We start from the raw sequence: 16,470 nt of genomic DNA, 5'->3' as shown, positions 1-16,470 counted from the left end.
TTTCTTCTCCTTCTATTTCAGCTGCCGTATCAAACAAAAAATACTCTTCCTATGAAGAGCAAGAGTTATTGTTATCATACCATTTTTTTTCATTCATATCAATGGATATTTAACTCACTCTACTACTTCCTGTTAAGAATGTAAAGATTTTTTCAAACAGTTCTTCTTTTTCTTCCGCATGACAAATATGGTGTTTCGCATTTCTTGCATAATAAATTTCTTTTTGCTTGGACGGGATATGACGGTAAATATATTCCGCACTTTTTGGCGGCACTATTCCATCAGCCAGCCCTTGAGCGATCAGCGTCGGAATTTGTATTTTAGTAAAAAGCGGATTAATACGAACCACCATTTTCCGAAATTGCCATGTGGCTGATAACGGTGTGAGCAGCAGCTTGTCTTTGTAACGCAGGAATAATTCATTTTCCTTTAGCTGGCCGCTTCTCAAATCTTTTAACATTTCCTTAATATCACTGAACATTTGCCCCGCATTAATATATTTAGCCGCAGCGCTTAATAATATAAGCTTTTTTGCGGGATATTTTTCTGCCAAATAAACGGCAATTAATCCTCCCATTGAAAATCCAATCACATAAACAGTGTCGCATTGTGCAAGCAGCTGTTTCATTTCTTTTTCTGCATGTTCAAGCCACTGGTCATACGTCACACCTTTTAATGACAGTACCTCCCCGTGTCCAGGTAACGTCGGGACGACGATTTTCCACGACGTTTTTTCATGCAAATATTCAACGAGCGGCTCTACTTCATAAGGTGCTCCTGTAAAACCGTGAATGCACAAACAGCCGATCATCTTCATCACCAGTTCCTTTTCTTAACAATTTATCTTATCGTCAGCCAAATGAATAAAGTTACTTATTCTGATTGTCTCTTTTATAAATTACCCAGTTATTATTCATTTTAAAAGACACAAGAAAACACCGGGTGTTTTTTCCCCGGCGTTTCCCAGTTGTCATTTACTTTCAAGCGCTTCAATGACTTCTTCCAATTTTATTCCGCGGGATGCTTTCACAACAATCAACTCACCGCCCATGAGCACTGACTGCAGTTTTTCAATCAGCTCCTGTTTGTCGGTAAAAGCGAAAATACGATCTTCACCGAGCGAGTTTTTCGCTCCCGCAGCGATAAATTGACCAAGCCGGCCAAATGTAAAGAGATAATCTATTATCTCTCCATCCACCGTCTGCCCAACCTGATAATGGAACAATTCCTCATCTAAACCTAATTCAAGCATATCCCCAAGAACTAAGATTTTACGTTCGAATCCCGGCATTTTTTCAGCGAGCTCAATAGCCGCTTTCATAGATGTAGGGCTTGCATTGTAGGCATCGTTAATTAACTTAGTGCCCTTTATGCCTTCTATCCATTCCATGCGCATCTTCGTTAATTCAACAGATGTTAAGCCTGCTTTCATGTCTTCAAACGCTATACCCATTTTGTGAGCCGCAAGCATCGCAGCCATCGCGTTCAGCACATTGTGGCGGCCAAGCACAGGCAGAAAGAATTCAACGTGAGGAGCCGTATTAACTGTAAACTGACTGCCATCTTGAAAAGGCTCGATCGCCAGCGCATACATGTCATTACTTTGATCAAACCCAAATGTTTGTGTCTCAATTTCCGGCTCAGCGAGCGCTTCCTTTAAAAGCGGCTCATCCCCATGATAAATTAACGTGCCGTTTACAGACAAACCACTGATGATTTCAAGCTTTGCTTCAGTGATTGCTTCTCTGGACCCTAAATCTTGGAGATGCGCTTCCCCAATATTTGTAATAATAGCGACATCAGGCGAGGCAATTTTTGTTAACAATTCGATTTCGCCTTTGTTGCTCATGCCCATTTCAATAACTGCTGCTTCCGTGTCTTCTTTTAAAGATAAAATGGTCAGCGGAAGACCGATATGATTATTCAGGTTGCCTTCCGTTTTCTGCACATTGAATTTTAAAGACAGAAGGCTGGCAAGCATATCTTTTGTCGTTGTTTTTCCATTACTTCCGGTAATACCGACCACTTTAACCGGCAACTCGTCTCGATAAACTTTTGCTAGCTGCTGCAAGGCCTTAAGTGTGTCTTCCACTACTAATACAGGCAAGTCCTCAGGCGGATTTGGCACATCTTGCTGCCAAAGAGCAGCGGCTGCTCCTTGTTCAATTGCCTGTCTGACGTATTGATGGCCATCCGTGTTCTCTCCTTTAAAAGGAACAAACAATTGGCCGCTCACTGCTTTTCGTGAGTCAATCACTACCCCTTCGACGATCCGGTCTTTAAAAGCCTCAAGGTCATTTTCTACTTTTATCATGTTTACTAATTGTTCAATGGTCTTACGCATCATGAAATCAATGTCCACCTTTAAAAAGTATATTTAAGTTGCTGTTTTTCCTCATAACGCTCTTTTGCAAGTTCAATCAACTTTTCAATCAACACAGAGTATTCAACGCCCGCATGTTTCCAAAGCAGCGGAAACATACTAAAAGGAGTAAATCCAGGCATCGTATTTATTTCATTAATGAGCAATTCGCCATCTTCTTTTAAGAAAAAGTCAGCCCGAACGAGACCAGAACAATCCAGCGATTGAAAAGCAGCGACAGCCATTTTTTTCATTTTAGTTTGTGTATCTTCCGGAATTTCAGCCGGAATTATTAACGCAGTATTTCCATCTTCATATTTCGCTTTATAATCGTAAAAGTCCTTTTTCGGAACGATTTCACCGATCACTGAACATTCCGGGGCATCATTGCCGAGCAAACCGATTTCCACTTCTCTTGCCGTGACACCTTCTTCAATAATAATTTTGCGATCAAACTGAAACGCTTCTGCATAAGCTGCATCCAGCTCCGTGCGGTTCGTGCATTTGCTAATGCCGACACTGGAGCCGAGATTGGCTGGCTTCACAAAGCACGGATAGCCAAGTTCTTTTTCCGCTTTCTCATAAGCCGCTTCTTTATTTTCCTGCCACGTTTTGCGGTTAAGCCATACATAATTAACTTGCGGCAAATCTGCTTGAGCAAAGACATTTTTCATTATGACTTTATCCATGCCAGCCGATGAAGCCAATACCCCATTCCCAACATAAGGCAGGTTCATCACTTCCAGCAGTCCTTGAACCGTTCCATCCTCACCATTCGGCCCATGTAAAAGCGGAAAAATCATATCATATTTTTTTGAAATTAAACTTTCTGCAACAGTTGCCGTCTGGCTGCCGCCCGTAAACTGAAGATCAGAAACTCCTTCTACTGGAGCGGTTAATATGTTTCCTTCAACCCAGTTTCCCTCACTTGTAATGTAAACAGGGTAAATCTCGTATTTTTTTAAATCAAGTGCGCCGATGACTGCTTTTGCTGTTTGCAGGGACACTTCGTGCTCAGCTGATTTCCCCCCGTATAATAAGCACAATTTCGTTCTCATAATAACCCTCCAATAAGTAAATGAAAATTTTCATTGTTTTCTATTCTACCATGCTTTAAGTAAAGAAAAACAACATTTCCGTGCAACTATCCTCCCGATTTCCAACGATCCCTTATCTGCTTTTTTTGAAAAACTGCTTATTAAAACTCTTCAATCACCCGAAATGAATAATCAGAATTTTATTTTTATTCTTTTTTCTATTAACTTTCACCTGTACAGCATGTATAATCCTCTTAGAAAAATACATTTGTTTGTTCTAGGAGGACACATCATGAAACGCTTCGGTTTATTGCCAAGAATTATACTGGCTATTATAGCAGGTATTATAATAGGCACTTTTACCCCTGAGTGGTTTATCAGAGTGCTTGCTACTTTTAATGGATTGTTTGGAAATTTCCTTGGATTTGCGATCCCACTGATTATTATCGGCTTTATCGCTCCCGGCATCGGCTCGATTGGCAGAGGGGCAGGCAAACTTCTTGGAATGACAACAGCCATCGCTTACCTTTCCACGATTATTGCTGGACTGCTTGCTTTCTTTGCCGCTCAGGCGCTCTATCCGGCCATTTTATCAAATCAAGCGTCCAAAGCGTTTGATGATCCATCAAAAGCGCTGTTGAAACCATTTTTCGAAGTGGAAATGGCACCAATTATGGGCGTAATGACCGCACTTTTGCTCGCTTTTGCCCTCGGTCTCGGCATGGCGGCTCTCAAAGGAAATACCTTGCAAAATGTGATGGTTGAGTTTCGTGAGATCGTCGAAATGATTATTGAAAAAATCATTATTCCACTTTTGCCGATTCATATTTTCGGTATCTTTGCCAACATGACACAAGGCGGACAAGTGAGTGCCATCATAAGTGTATTTGCGAAAGTCTTTGTTATGATTATTATTCTTCATATTTTATACTTATGCGTTCAGTACACGGCTGCCGGCACGTTGAGAAAGCAGAACCCATTCACTATGCTGAAAACGATGCTGCCGGCTTACTTTACTGCCCTTGGTACGCAGTCATCTGCCTCAACAATTCCCGTTACTCTTGACCGGGCAAAAAAAATTGGGGCAAAAGAGCGAATTGCTGATTTTTCCGTCCCGCTTCTCGCTACTATTCACTTATCGGGCAGCACGATTACGCTTGTCAGCTGTGCGATGGCTGTTATGCTTTTGCAAAATGAAGCTTATTCTTTCGGAAGCATGCTGCCATTCATCTTAATGCTCGGCATTACAATGGTCGCTGCACCCGGCGTTCCGGGCGGGGCTGTTATGGCAGCAATCGGACTGCTTGACACGATGCTCGGTTTTAATTCAACAATGCTTTCATTAATGATCGCCCTTTACCTCGCGCAAGACAGCTTCGGAACTGCCTGCAACGTCACAGGAGACGGTGCGCTCACTGCTATTGTTGATAAATTAAATAAATAACATTAAAAGCCCATGTTCAAAAAGAGCGGAAATTCGACAGGTATTTTTTCCGGACTTTTTGAACAACCTCTAAAAGAAACCCCCGAATGAGCAAATAACAGCTCATTCGGGGGTTCTTTTTCTATTTGGAAGTAACGCTCCATTCATGCGCCTTTTTATCAAATTCGAAATATCCGTCTGGTGATTTTTTATAATGAATGACATACTCATCAAACATTTCATCCATATTAATATAGTCTCCGACCACCCATACCGGCACCTCCACTTTCGTCCGGCTCTGAATCGTTTTCGTTAACGAAATCACCATACCTTCTTTCATTTTATCCGTAAAAGAGGCAATCATTTCTTTCGGAATCGAAGGAAACGGTGTACCTTTTTTCAAGGCAAAAAAAGATTTCTCGCTTCTGAAGTAACCGAGCTTGAACGAAATAGCCTGACCGAGCATAGAATAAAAATCAGGAAGATAGCGATAATACGTTTTATTAAACCACTCATCGTCTTCAGAAAGATAGGCATAGCGATTGTTCAATTTACTGTAAAAAGGCGCCCGCAAATGGTGTTTACAGTGACCAAGATAGAGCAGCTCGGCGATCTCTCTTCCCTCCAGTTCATTGAGCCCTTCCATGTCATCAAAATCCATCCAGCAGAAATCTCCGTATTCGGCGATTGGTTCTTTAAGCAGGCTTTTGATGTCCGCCGCATCCACATAGCCAAGCCGCGTGTGCATGTTAAAATCCGCTCCACTAAACTCATGCTTTAACAAAAGCAGATGATTCAGTTCTTGCGAGAGGCTTCGAACGAAATCATGAAAATCAATCCCATATGAAATTGCATATTGGTGAGCCGTATTTAAATGAACATAAATAAGCTCTTTCATAGTCCCCTGGCTTCTCAAAGCGATGACCTCCGATTTTCTCCAAAATACAAAACCTTTTCCGTGTCAATTTGTTATACTTTCTATTTTAGCAAAATAAATCAAAAACTCGTATGTTAAAATCTAATAAATGCAAGATTCTTTTTCACTTTCTTTCCCCTTTCGTTTTATAATGGGGAAGAATCGGCTGTTCTCAGCACGGAGGGATGCTTATGTTGCACAATTTAACTGAAGATCAAATGACACTTCTTATTATAAAAGCGTTAAAAGAAGGAAAAAAGATAGAACTGCAAAAATTGCTGGATGAGCTGCATCCTTATGATATGGCAGCCATTTACACGAGTCTGCCCGAAAAGCACCAGACACGCTTTCTGCTTCAGCTCAGCATTCCTGTTCTAACTGATATGATTCAGGAACTTGAAAATGAAGACCAGATGGCTGTGCTGAAAAAAGTGGGGAAAGAACGATCCCGTAAAGTCCTTGATGATATGGATAATGATGACCTCGCTTCTCTGCTTGATGATATGTCCCCTGAAAAAATTAAATTGTTTCTTGCCGGGATGAAAAAAGAAGAATCCACGATCATTGAAAGTATGATGGCTTATCCGCCGGAAACTGCCGGGCGGATTATGACGAATCGATTCGTCTGGATTCGCGATACATTTACTGTTCGTGAAGCAGTTGACAAACTCAAAAGCTTCGCCGAATTTGCGGAAACAATAAACTATTTATATGTAATCGATGCGCAAAAAAAGCTCGTAGGCGTGGTTTCATACCGCGACATGCTAATAGCTGATACGAATGAAAAAGTAAGCGATGTGATGTATGGCCGCGTCATTTCGGTTTCTGTCTATACGGACCAGGAAGAAATTGCCCGCCTGATCGAACGGTATGACTTTCTCGCTATCCCTGTCGTGGACGAAGGTAATGTGCTCGTCGGAATCGTTACGTTTGATGACATCATCGACGTTGTCATTCAAGAGGCGAATGAAGATATCGAAAAGCTTTCTGCATCAGGTAAATCAATTGACTTTGACACGAAAGCAACCGTGGCTGCTTTCCGCCGTTTACCGTGGCTCATTTTACTATTGTTTATCGGTCTCCTTTCAGGCAGTATCATTTCCGGCTTTGAAGATACACTGCAGCAAGTCGTTGCTTTAACATTCTTTATGCCGATGATTGCCGGAATGACCGGCAACACAGGCACCCAGTCACTCGCTGTTGTTGTACGTGGTTTAGCTTCTCGCGATATTGATATGAAAACGGTAGTAAGGCTGATAGCTCGGGAGTTTGGCGTCGGTATGATCATAGGAGTCATATGCGGTTTATTAATTTTCCTGATCGCTTTTTTCTGGCAGGGAAGCGCCATATTAGGAGTTGTTGTGAGTTCTTCTCTGCTGCTGACGCTCATTATTGGAACGCTGGCCGGTACGGTCATTCCGTTAATTCTTTATAAATTAAATATTGATCCGGCTGTTGCCTCCGGACCGCTCATTACAACGATTAATGACATCTTCTCATTAATTACTTATTTCACCATCGCTTCTTGGTTTTTACACCAATTAATGTGAAGAAGGAACTGACATACTCCCCTTTTTTCAAACATATAAAATAGTATCTCTAATTTGACTGAAAAATCAGTATTTATTATAATATTGGTAACAGTTCAAGAGCGTTAAGGGGTGATTCGATGGGACAATGAACGTTCAATGTAAATTCTCCCATATGCCTCCTTTCATAAAAAGGCGGCTTGTTAAGTGAAGAAAGTGAAAGATTGATTTTTGCAATCAGGTAATTTTACTTTACAGGAGGTGACTCCTTGTCCGTTATTTTAACGGGCTGAGGAAACTACTTGGACATATTTAACCTGGTGCTCATCGTCATCCTTATAGCTTTGACTGCTTTTTTCGTTGTTTCAGAATTTGCTATCGTAAAAGTTCGCAGTTCCCGGATTCATCAGCTATTGGAAGAAGGCCATCCGAGAGCGTCTGCTGCGAAGCTTGTTATTTCCAGTCTCGATGAATACTTGTCGGCTTGTCAGCTTGGCATTACGATGACAGCTCTTGCTCTTGGCTGGATTGGGGAACCTGCCATGGCCGGGATTTTAAACCCGCTTATGGACTTTCTCCACATTCCCGCTTCCCTTTCCCATGTGATCGTCGTGGGAGCAGCGTTTTTCATTATTACATTCCTCCACGTAGTCGTAGGGGAACTTGCACCAAAAACATTGGCTATTCAAAAAGCAGAAGCGTTAACGCTTGCTCTTGCCCGGCCGCTGATTCTATTTTATAAAGCAATGTACCCTTTTATATGGACACTTAACGGGGCAGCCCGCCTTATTACCGGTCTGTTCGGCATTAAACCTGCTTCAGATAAAGAAGCTGCCCATACGGAAGAAGAGCTTCGCATGATTTTATCAGAAAGCTTAAAAAGCGGTGAAATTAACCTTTCCGAATTTAAATACGTGAATAATATTTTTGAGTTTGACGACCGTATTGCCAAAGAAATTATGGTGCCGCGCACAGAAATGGTGACTCTCTCTAAAGAAATGACCATTCAACAGTTTATTGAAGTTGTCCGCGAAGAAAGGTTTACACGTTACCCCATTATTAACGGCGATAAAGACCATGTAGTGGGACTCGTCAATTTTAAGGAAGTGCTGACTGACTATGTGAAGCAAAAAGAAAAAGGAAACCTTTTACTTGAGCAATACGTGCGCCCGATTATCCGTGTCATTGATTCTGTTCCTATTCACGAACTGCTCGTTAAATTACAAAAAGAACGCATCCAAATGGCTGTTTTAATGGACGAATACGGCGGCACGTCGGGTCTCGTTACCGTTGAAGACATTTTGGAAGAAATCGTTGGCGAAATTCAAGATGAATTCGATGCTGATGAAGTTCCCCTAGTTCAAAAAATAACTGAAGCCCATTATGTTATCGATGGCAAAGTGCTAATCAATGACATCAACTCTCTTCTTGAACTTAGTATGGAAGATGAGGACATTGATACAATTGGCGGCTGGATTCTTACCGAAAACTATGAAGCGTCTCAGGGGGACATCATTGATTACAATGGCTACCTGTTCACGATTAAAGAAATGGAAGACCGCCAAATTAAATACGTCGAAGTGCAAAAAAAGCCGCAGGTGCAGCTAGAAGAGACCCTTCTTCCTGATAAACAGCCGCGTCTGCCGCTGGCTGAATCAAAAGCTGTTTTATAAGATCAATCATAAAGAGGACGAACCGGACTGATAGCGGCCTGGTCACCCTCTTTTTTCTTTTATTTTTTTTAGTGGCAGGAGAAAATTTCAAAAGCATAGAATATAGAAAAAATCACTTTTAAAGCTTTTTAGCAAAGGAATGAAGTTGTTTATGATCACAGCAGCCCTCATTCTCACGTTTGTCTTCCTTTACACAGTCGGGCCCACCGTGTTCATTCGTATATTTGGAATAGGAATACATAAATATGGGAATAGAGAAAATATGATTGCCTTAACGTTTGACGATGGTCCAGATCCGATTTACACACCATTATTGCTTGAGTTACTTGAACAGCATCATGCCAAAGCAACATTTTTTGTTGTTGGTTCAAAAGCACGCGCCTTTCCTAACATTGTTCAAGACATACAAAACCGCGGTCACACAATCGGCCTCCACAATGATGTGCACTTGTCCAATTGGCTCCTTCCTCCTTTTTTATTTAAAAGGCAATTAAAAAAGGCACAGGCATCTATTCAAAAAATAACGGGTGAGCAGCCAATGTATTACAGACCGCCGTGGGGCCATTTTAACTTATTCACTCTTTCATCCTCACAACCCTTGCAAACGGTTATGTGGACAGCTATTCCAGGGGATTGGAAAGCGAATGTTAATCCCCCGAAACTTGCCTCTTTATTAAAAGAGGCAAGAAAAAGCGGGGCAATTATCACTCTTCATGACAGCGGCACGACATTGGGAGCCGATGTGCGCGCTCCTGAAAATACACTGAAGGCTCTAGAGATTTTTCTGGCGGATGAAAAATCAGCAGACTATCAGTTTGTCACTGTTCACACCATTCTGAATCCACCGGCTCGAGGTAAGGAGTAATATGGAATCGCAAATTCTTCACTATCTCTCTGAATACGGCTACATCATTTTATTTATCGTTGGCTTTTTCGGCATTGTCGGAATTCCCGTGCCCGAAGAAAGTTTATTTGTGTATATTGGCATTTTAGCCAAAAACAATAGAATTTCCTTTATTTCGGCCTGGCTGTGCATCTCCACAGGCGCGCTTGCCGGCATGCTGACGAGTTATATTCTCGGGCGCAAAATCGGCAAACCACTGCTCGAGCGTTACGGTAAATATTTAGGTATGAACAAAGGACGCTGGCAGAAACTCGCCTTGCATTGGGACATGAAGAAGTCTCTTTTTGCCGGCTTCTTTATTCCTGGCATCCGCCAATTCAACCCATACTTCTCAGGTTTGTCTAAGTTTTCTCTAACCTGGTTCATCGTTCTTTCTGTTTCAGGCTCTCTCTTGTGGGTATTGTTTTATATGCTGATTGGTTATGTGGCCAGCTCATACGTAAAGATCGAACCTGTTTATTTAACAATAGCCGGCGCAGTTCTTTTTGCCGGATTTTTGATTCAGTTATTTTACAAATGGAGAAAATCCAAGAAAACAGCTTCTCATATTCAGCACTAAAGGAGATATCGCCTATGAAGATTTTATTACTGCCGCTTTTCCGCATGCCTTCTGGGCACCATAAAGCTGCTGAAGCTATTATTAGCCATTTATCAAGTCTTGAAGAAAAGATTGATGTAAAGATGATTGATTGCTTAAGCCATTTCCACAGCGGTATAGAATCGATTGTCTCACACGCTTATATAAAATGGATCAGCCGAAATCCAGTTTCTTACAGCAAGTTTTATCATTCTTTTATTTCTCCTGGAAAGCGAAAGGAAAGCAGCTTTCCCCGTTTTTCCGTCTGTTTTTGGGATAAATATTTTGAATGGCGGATGGAGAAATTCATTAAAGAAGAAGCACCGGACTTTATCATTTGCACACATTGCTATCCATCTAAATTACTAAACAATCTTAAAAGGCAGGGAAAGACGGATGTGCCTGTTATAAATGTATATACAGACTTTTTCATGAACGACATTTGGGGAAAAACGCATATTGATTTCCACTTCGTTCCTCACCAGGAGGCAAAAGAACAGCTGATTAAAAAATATTCACTGAAGCAAGAGCAAGTATTTGTCACAGGCATACCCATTCACCCTGCCTTTAGCAAACCGGCAAATGATTTGTCAGGGAAATACGTTTTAATCGCGGGCGGCAATAGCGGCCTTGGTCATTTAACTACATTGATTGAACGATTGACTGTCGAAAAGCCCACTTACTCTTATAAAATACTTTGCGGAAATAACAAAAAACTTTTTGATTGGCTTCGTTCTCTCCAGCATAAAAAAATAGAACCTATTGCATATACGAACTGCCGGGCAAAAATGAACCGTTTCTACGAAGAAGCCTCTGCTATTATCACAAAGCCGGGTGGCATTACTATTACAGAGGTACTGGAAAAATCTCTTCCCGTATTTGTTCTTGGAGCTTTGCCAGGCCAGGAAGAAATCAATATGGACTATTTGAAAAAACACCGGCTTATTTATGAAATAGATGTGCAACAGTCCATAGAGCTGCAGATCATTCAAGTGATCGACAATGAAATAGAAATGAACAAGTGGTATAGGCGGCTTGCATATTACCATCTTGAAAAAGAAATGAATATAGAAAACAGCTTACTAACTGTGCTTACGAGTAAAGCAAAAACATATGTCTCCCCATTAAAAAAATCAGCTCGAGATTCTTATCTCGGCTGATTTTTTAATGGGCTCCTGCTGGTTCACATAAATGAATAATGATATAATTCATGTGGTTAATTTAATTAAAGGAGAATTCTTTTACATGTCTGAATTGATTCACCACTTTGAAGAGTGGCTGCTGGAATATGGGGTTTTAGGATTAATTATTGTTGCATTTACTGAATCTTCCTTCTTTCCTATTCCTCCGGATGTCATTTTGCTGCCCCTGGCTCTCGCGGATCCAGACAAGGCTCTGCTTTTTGCTTTGTACACAACAATTGCCTCTGTTCTCGGTGCTATACTTGGCTGGTTCATCGGCCGCAAGCTTGGCCGCCCTGTCTTGCGTAAGTTTATCTCCGAAGAAACCATCACAAAAGTAGAAGATCTTTTTGACAAATACGGCCCTATCGCTATTTTGATTGCCGGATTCACTCCCATTCCTTATAAAGTGTTCACTGTCTTTTCAGGTGTCGCTAAGGTTCGTATCAGAGTCCTTCTGCTCTGGTCACTCGTCGGGCGCGGTCTTCGCTTTTTCCTGGAAGGTTTAATTATTTTCTGGCTCGGCGCGCAGGCAAAGTCATTTATTGAAGAAAACTTTACACTGCTAACACTTGCGGGTGGATTGCTCATTATCATCATTTACCTCGCTTATCGCTTCGTGCAAAAAAAGAAACAAGCTATATAAGAAAAGCGGAAGCGCCTGTCTTGCCCCGACAAACAAATGTTCTTCCCCAAAGAAGTCCGTTCTTTGACTTCATTGGGGAAGGTTATTTGACCTCGAGGGGCTAGGCTCTGCAGCTGGACATTAGAAAAGCGGAGCCGACTGCTCTGGGGCGACAAGCATATGACAGGCTGACGAAATGGCGTTTTTCAGCCATGCAGTCAGACTGGCATATGACCTCGAGCCCCAAGGAGGCGCAGCTGGACATTAGAAAAGCGGAAGCGCCTGTCTTGCCCCGACAAGCAAATGTTCTTTCCCTCGGTGTCTAGCTACAAGCGCTAGCGCGTACGCGGATTTCGCTCCCTCTGTCGGAGTCAAAGAACGACTCCTCGTCGAGAGCTATAAATCCGCTATCGCGCTGACCGAGCGCCTTCCGCTTTTCTATAAAGAAGTCCGTTCTTTGACTTCATTGGGGAAGGTTATTTGACCTCGAGGGGCTAGGCGCTGCAGCTGGACAAGTCACTTCCACGAGACAGTTATCTGACTCGAAAGATTTGTACTTTCCTAATCTTTATAAAAAATATCCCGGCTGCAGGCACTTTGCCTGCAGCCGGGATATTTTGTCATTGCGTTATGTACTCATTGTATTTTCAGGCCTTTACTTGATCCATCAATTCTTGGTAGCTTTTTAAAGAGTTGAACACTTCGATGCGGGATTTGGTTTTTGAAACTTTAACACCTAATTGAGCGATTCGTTCAATCATTTTTAACACTCTTTCATGATCTTTTCCCAATTTACACACCTCTTTAAAAAATTTTCGTTACTCTTTTTACGGCTGATATTAAAAATAGTTTCAAAAATTTTTAAATTTTATTTACCTTTATCTTTCCCCTTTTCCCACTAGTTAACCCATCAAATTCAATCTTTATTTAGACAGAAAAAGAAGCCGGAGGCGCCGGCTTCTTTTGTATTAGCTGTATATCGCTTCTTTCTCTTGCCCATTGTAAACACCCGTATCCAACTCTTTTGTTACACGGCTCGTAACTACTCCCGCTGTCATGCTGCCGCTGACATTGACGGCTGTCCGCGCCATATCAATTAACGGTTCAACGGAAATAAGCAGTCCGGCAAGCGCTACAGGAAGGTTCATCGTTGACAAGACAAGGATAGCCGCGAAAGTTGCTCCACCACCGACCCCTGCCACTCCGAAAGAACTGATTGCTACTACTGCGATTAACGTCAGAAGAAACGTCGGTGAAAGCGGATCAATTCCTACTGTCGGCGCAATCATCACAGCCAGCATGGCCGGATACACACCCGCACAGCCGTTTTGACCGATTGACAGCCCGAACGAACCGGCAAAGTTGGCAATCCCTTCAGGCACGCCGAATGATTTTGTTTGTGCTTTAATATTTAACGGAAGCGTGCCCGCACTTGAGCGGGAAGTAAACGCAAACGACAATACCGGAAATGCTTTTTTCACATAAGTGATTGGATTGAGTCCAGCTAAAGTAAGAATAAGCAAATGGATGATAAACATAACGGCCAATGCGACATAAGAAGCCAGCACGAATTCTCCAAGTTTGGCAATAGCCGCAAAATTGCTCGTCGCTACTGTTTTTGCCATAATAGCCAAAATTCCATATGGTGTCAGCCGCAAGACGAGCGTCACAATCCGCATGACAATGCTGTAGATCGCATCTATCATTTTTTTGAAAAACTCAGCTTGTTCCGGTTCTTTTCTTTTAATTCCTAAAAAGGCAAAACCGACGAATGCAGCAAAGATAACAACCGCAATCGTAGAAGTTCCGCGCTGACCCGTAAAGTCAAGGAACGGATTAGCCGGGATCAGCTCGATAATTTTTTGCGGGAACGATTGCCCTTCGATTTCCGTATATTGTTGCTCGATTTCCTGGCCGCGTGCCTGTTCCGTTTCGCCGCCATCAATTTGTACAGCTTCCAAGTTAAAGCCAAGTGTTGCACTAATCCCAACAGCCGCCGCTACCGCTGTCGTACCAACTAGCAAACCAATAATTAATCCGGCGACTTTCCCAAGGTTGGTTGTAATCGTCAGCTTCGTAAATGCAGAAACGATCGAGATAAAGACGAGCGGCATAACGACCATTTGCAATAATTTCACATAACCTGTTCCAATTATATTAAACCATTCTGTGGATTGCAGAAGTGTTTCTGATTCCAATCCGTAAATAAGCTGTAAGACAAAGCCTAGGACAATCCCCATCCCTAAAGCAGTAAATACACGCTTAGAAAATGAGATATGTTTTTTTTGCATAAAATATAAAACGCCTGCTAAAAGAAGCAGCGCAGCTACATTAATAATGATAAAAAATGAACCCATCGTTCTTCCCCCTTTTCACTAACGAATACTCTATACCATTAAATACCCATGTGTCAAGTAGGGTTTATTGTTATTCGGCTATTTTTCCTTTTGTAGAAATATTCATCTTTCCTTGATAACATAGGTAAGAGATGAATCATTTCAATTAAATCCAATCGTAAAGTCGGTGGTAACATATGGATATAAATGTGTGGGCCTGGTTTGCTTACGCCCTGTTATTTTTGAATTTTTCTTTTTCCCTCGTCGTTATTTTTATGGAAAGACGTGATGCGGCAGCTACTTGGGCATGGCTGATGGTATTGCTTTTCATACCAGTTCTCGGCTTTCTTCTATACTTGGTTTTTGGCCAGAACTTAAGCAGACAGCGTCTGTTTGACTGGGACGACAAAGTGAAAATTGGAATAGAAGCATCGCTCCAGACTCAAATATATGAAATTAAAAACGAATTGTTCCATTTTCGCAATCCCCATACAGAAGAAAATAAAGATTTGGTTTATATGCTTTTGCGCAACAATGATGCTGTACTGACAGAAGACAATGAGGTGACCATCTTTACCGATGGCAAAGATAAATTTAATGCGCTCCTTGAAGATATCAACCGTGCAAAACACCATATTCACCTGCAATATTATATTTTCCGTGTCGATCACCTTGGTTCCGAAATTGTCCGGCAGTTAACGGAAAAAGCGAAGCAAGGAGTGGAAGTCAGAGTACTTTATGATGAAATGGGTTCCCGTGGTGTCCGGAAAAGACATTTTAAAGAATTGATTGAAGCCGGCGGCATCGTGGAAGTATTTTTCCCTTCCAGGATCCCTTTTATTAATTTACGGCTTAATTATCGCAACCATCGTAAGCTTGCTATTATTGACGGACAGATTGGTTACGTCGGCGGCTTTAATATCGGCGATGAATACCTTGGCCGCAACCCGAAATTCGGTTATTGGCGCGATACTCATTTACGAATTGAAGGAACAGCAGTCCACGCGATTCAAACCCGCTTTATTTTAGACTGGAATCAAGCATCAAAGCGCTATGACATTCATTATTCCGACCATTACTTCCCAAATAAACCTTCTAATAATAATGTTTCCATGCAAATCGTAACGAGCGGGCCAGATTCAGAATGGGAACAAATTAAAAACGGTTACATTAAAATGATTTCATCAGCACGGAAGTCCGTTTATATTCAAACGCCTTATTTTATTCCTGATGCCAGCCTTCTCGATGCGCTCCGGATTGCTGCCCTTTCCGGTGTCGATGTCCGGATTATGATTCCAAACAAGCCTGACCACATGTTTGTTTACTGGGCTACTTATTCCTATATCGGCGAATTAATGAAAGCTGGAGCCAAGACGTATATTTATGATGCTGGATTTATTCATGCAAAAACTATTGTTGTCGATAAGAAGCTAAGTTCTGTCGGCACCGCCAATATTGACGTGCGGAGTTTTCGTTTGAATTTTGAAGTCAACGCCTTTATTTATCATCATAGAACAAGCCAGAAATTGGCGAAGATATTTGAAAGAGATATGGATTTATCGTTTGAATTAACTCCTGATCTTTATCAAAACAGAAAAAAACTAATTAAGTTTAAAGAATCCATCTCTAGATTGTTATCCCCAATTTTATAAAATAAAACATAGTAGATACCATAAGTGCCTAGTCCCTCCTTCACACGTATAAATCCAGTATTTCAACTAATATTTTTTTACTGTATAGCGTGGAGGTGCCTGGCTCTTTTTTTAGGGGTTTTTCTCTTCTTTTTTCACAAAACAGGAAGCGGTTTCCATCAAAAAAATAAATCAAGGCCCAAACGAAAAAAAATGTGACAAATCAGTTAAAAATATTTTGAATTTTCACTTAAATAGTTATATAATAATCTTACA

At 41.5% G+C, this 16,470-nt stretch carries 14 protein-coding genes; 8 read left to right on the top strand and 6 right to left on the bottom strand.

All coding sequences use genetic code 11. From position 1 onward, the window contains the following. Nucleotides 1–109: 109 nt before the first annotated feature. The 3 genes from F9802_RS16650 to F9802_RS16640 form a co-directional block, all read right to left on the bottom strand. Nucleotides 110–817, bottom strand: coding sequence for an alpha/beta hydrolase (locus F9802_RS16650; protein ID WP_318636122.1), 708 nt, complete (start codon nucleotides 815–817; stop codon nucleotides 110–112). 153 nt (nucleotides 818–970) lie between these two features. Continuing rightward, nucleotides 971–2,347, bottom strand: a complete 1,377-nt coding sequence (locus tag F9802_RS16645) for a UDP-N-acetylmuramoyl-tripeptide--D-alanyl-D-alanine ligase (protein ID WP_152153975.1) — start codon at nucleotides 2,345–2,347, stop codon at nucleotides 971–973. A gap of 17 nt (nucleotides 2,348–2,364) precedes the next feature. Further along, entirely contained in the window at nucleotides 2,365–3,420 is a 1,056-nt protein-coding gene (locus F9802_RS16640; protein ID WP_152153973.1) for a D-alanine--D-alanine ligase, read from the bottom strand. A 271-nt stretch (nucleotides 3,421–3,691) separates the two neighbouring features. Here F9802_RS16640 and F9802_RS16635 point away from each other — a divergent pair, with 271 nt between their 5' ends. Further along, nucleotides 3,692–4,843: a dicarboxylate/amino acid:cation symporter gene (locus F9802_RS16635; protein WP_152153970.1), complete on the top strand. Its 1,152-nt coding sequence runs from the start codon at nucleotides 3,692–3,694 to the stop codon at nucleotides 4,841–4,843. A 121-nt stretch (nucleotides 4,844–4,964) separates the two neighbouring features. On the opposite strand, the gene F9802_RS16630 is transcribed toward F9802_RS16635, so the two are convergent. Continuing rightward, nucleotides 4,965–5,720, bottom strand: a complete 756-nt coding sequence (locus F9802_RS16630) for a hypothetical protein (protein ID WP_225435386.1) — start codon at nucleotides 5,718–5,720, stop codon at nucleotides 4,965–4,967. A gap of 209 nt (nucleotides 5,721–5,929) precedes the next feature. On the opposite strand from F9802_RS16630, the gene mgtE reads away from it, so the two are divergent. The 6 genes from mgtE (at nucleotide 5,930) to F9802_RS16600 (ending at nucleotide 12,248) form a co-directional block, all read left to right on the top strand. Further along, nucleotides 5,930–7,288 carry a magnesium transporter gene (gene mgtE, locus F9802_RS16625; RefSeq protein WP_152153966.1) on the top strand — a complete coding sequence of 453 codons (1,359 nt, stop codon included), beginning with the start codon at nucleotides 5,930–5,932 and terminating at the stop codon, nucleotides 7,286–7,288. A gap of 281 nt (nucleotides 7,289–7,569) precedes the next feature. Continuing rightward, complete coding sequence (locus F9802_RS16620; protein ID WP_152153964.1) at nucleotides 7,570–8,940, top strand: hemolysin family protein; 1,371 nt, start codon at nucleotides 7,570–7,572, stop codon at nucleotides 8,938–8,940. A gap of 262 nt (nucleotides 8,941–9,202) precedes the next feature. Beyond that, a complete protein-coding gene (locus tag F9802_RS16615; protein WP_263862317.1) occupies nucleotides 9,203–9,805 on the top strand; it encodes a polysaccharide deacetylase family protein in 603 nt (200 codons plus the stop codon). Nucleotide 9,806: 1 nt separating this feature from the next. Further along, nucleotides 9,807–10,403, top strand: a complete 597-nt coding sequence (locus tag F9802_RS16610) for a DedA family protein (RefSeq protein WP_152153960.1) — start codon at nucleotides 9,807–9,809, stop codon at nucleotides 10,401–10,403. Nucleotides 10,404–10,417: 14 nt separating this feature from the next. After that, the gene (locus F9802_RS16605; RefSeq protein WP_191992027.1) at nucleotides 10,418–11,581 is read left to right on the top strand and encodes an MGDG synthase family glycosyltransferase; all 1,164 of its coding nucleotides are present in this window, start codon (nucleotides 10,418–10,420) and stop codon (nucleotides 11,579–11,581) included. Nucleotides 11,582–11,666: 85 nt separating this feature from the next. Then, on the top strand, nucleotides 11,667–12,248 hold the full coding sequence (locus tag F9802_RS16600; RefSeq protein ID WP_152153956.1) for a YqaA family protein: 582 nt from the start codon (nucleotides 11,667–11,669) through the stop codon (nucleotides 12,246–12,248). Nucleotides 12,249–12,874: 626 nt separating this feature from the next. Here F9802_RS16600 and F9802_RS19805 read toward each other — a convergent pair. Further along, entirely contained in the window at nucleotides 12,875–13,018 is a 144-nt protein-coding gene (locus F9802_RS19805; RefSeq protein ID WP_191992026.1) for an Lmo0850 family protein, read from the bottom strand. Nucleotides 13,019–13,195: 177 nt separating this feature from the next. Next, the gene (locus tag F9802_RS16595; protein ID WP_152153954.1) at nucleotides 13,196–14,584 is read right to left on the bottom strand and encodes an L-cystine transporter; all 1,389 of its coding nucleotides are present in this window, start codon (nucleotides 14,582–14,584) and stop codon (nucleotides 13,196–13,198) included. 176 nt (nucleotides 14,585–14,760) lie between these two features. On the opposite strand from F9802_RS16595, the gene cls reads away from it, so the two are divergent. Then, a complete protein-coding gene (gene cls, locus F9802_RS16590) occupies nucleotides 14,761–16,215 on the top strand; it encodes a cardiolipin synthase (RefSeq protein ID WP_152153952.1) in 1,455 nt (484 codons plus the stop codon). Nucleotides 16,216–16,470: the final 255 nt, after the last annotated feature.

Origin of the sequence: Bacillus aerolatus (genome assembly GCF_009183655.1) — a bacterium.
GTDB lineage: Bacteria > Bacillota > Bacilli > Bacillales > Domibacillaceae > Pseudobacillus > Pseudobacillus aerolatus.
Note: the sequence above shows the minus strand (reverse complement) of the source record. Positions and strands in the feature narration are given on the sequence as shown.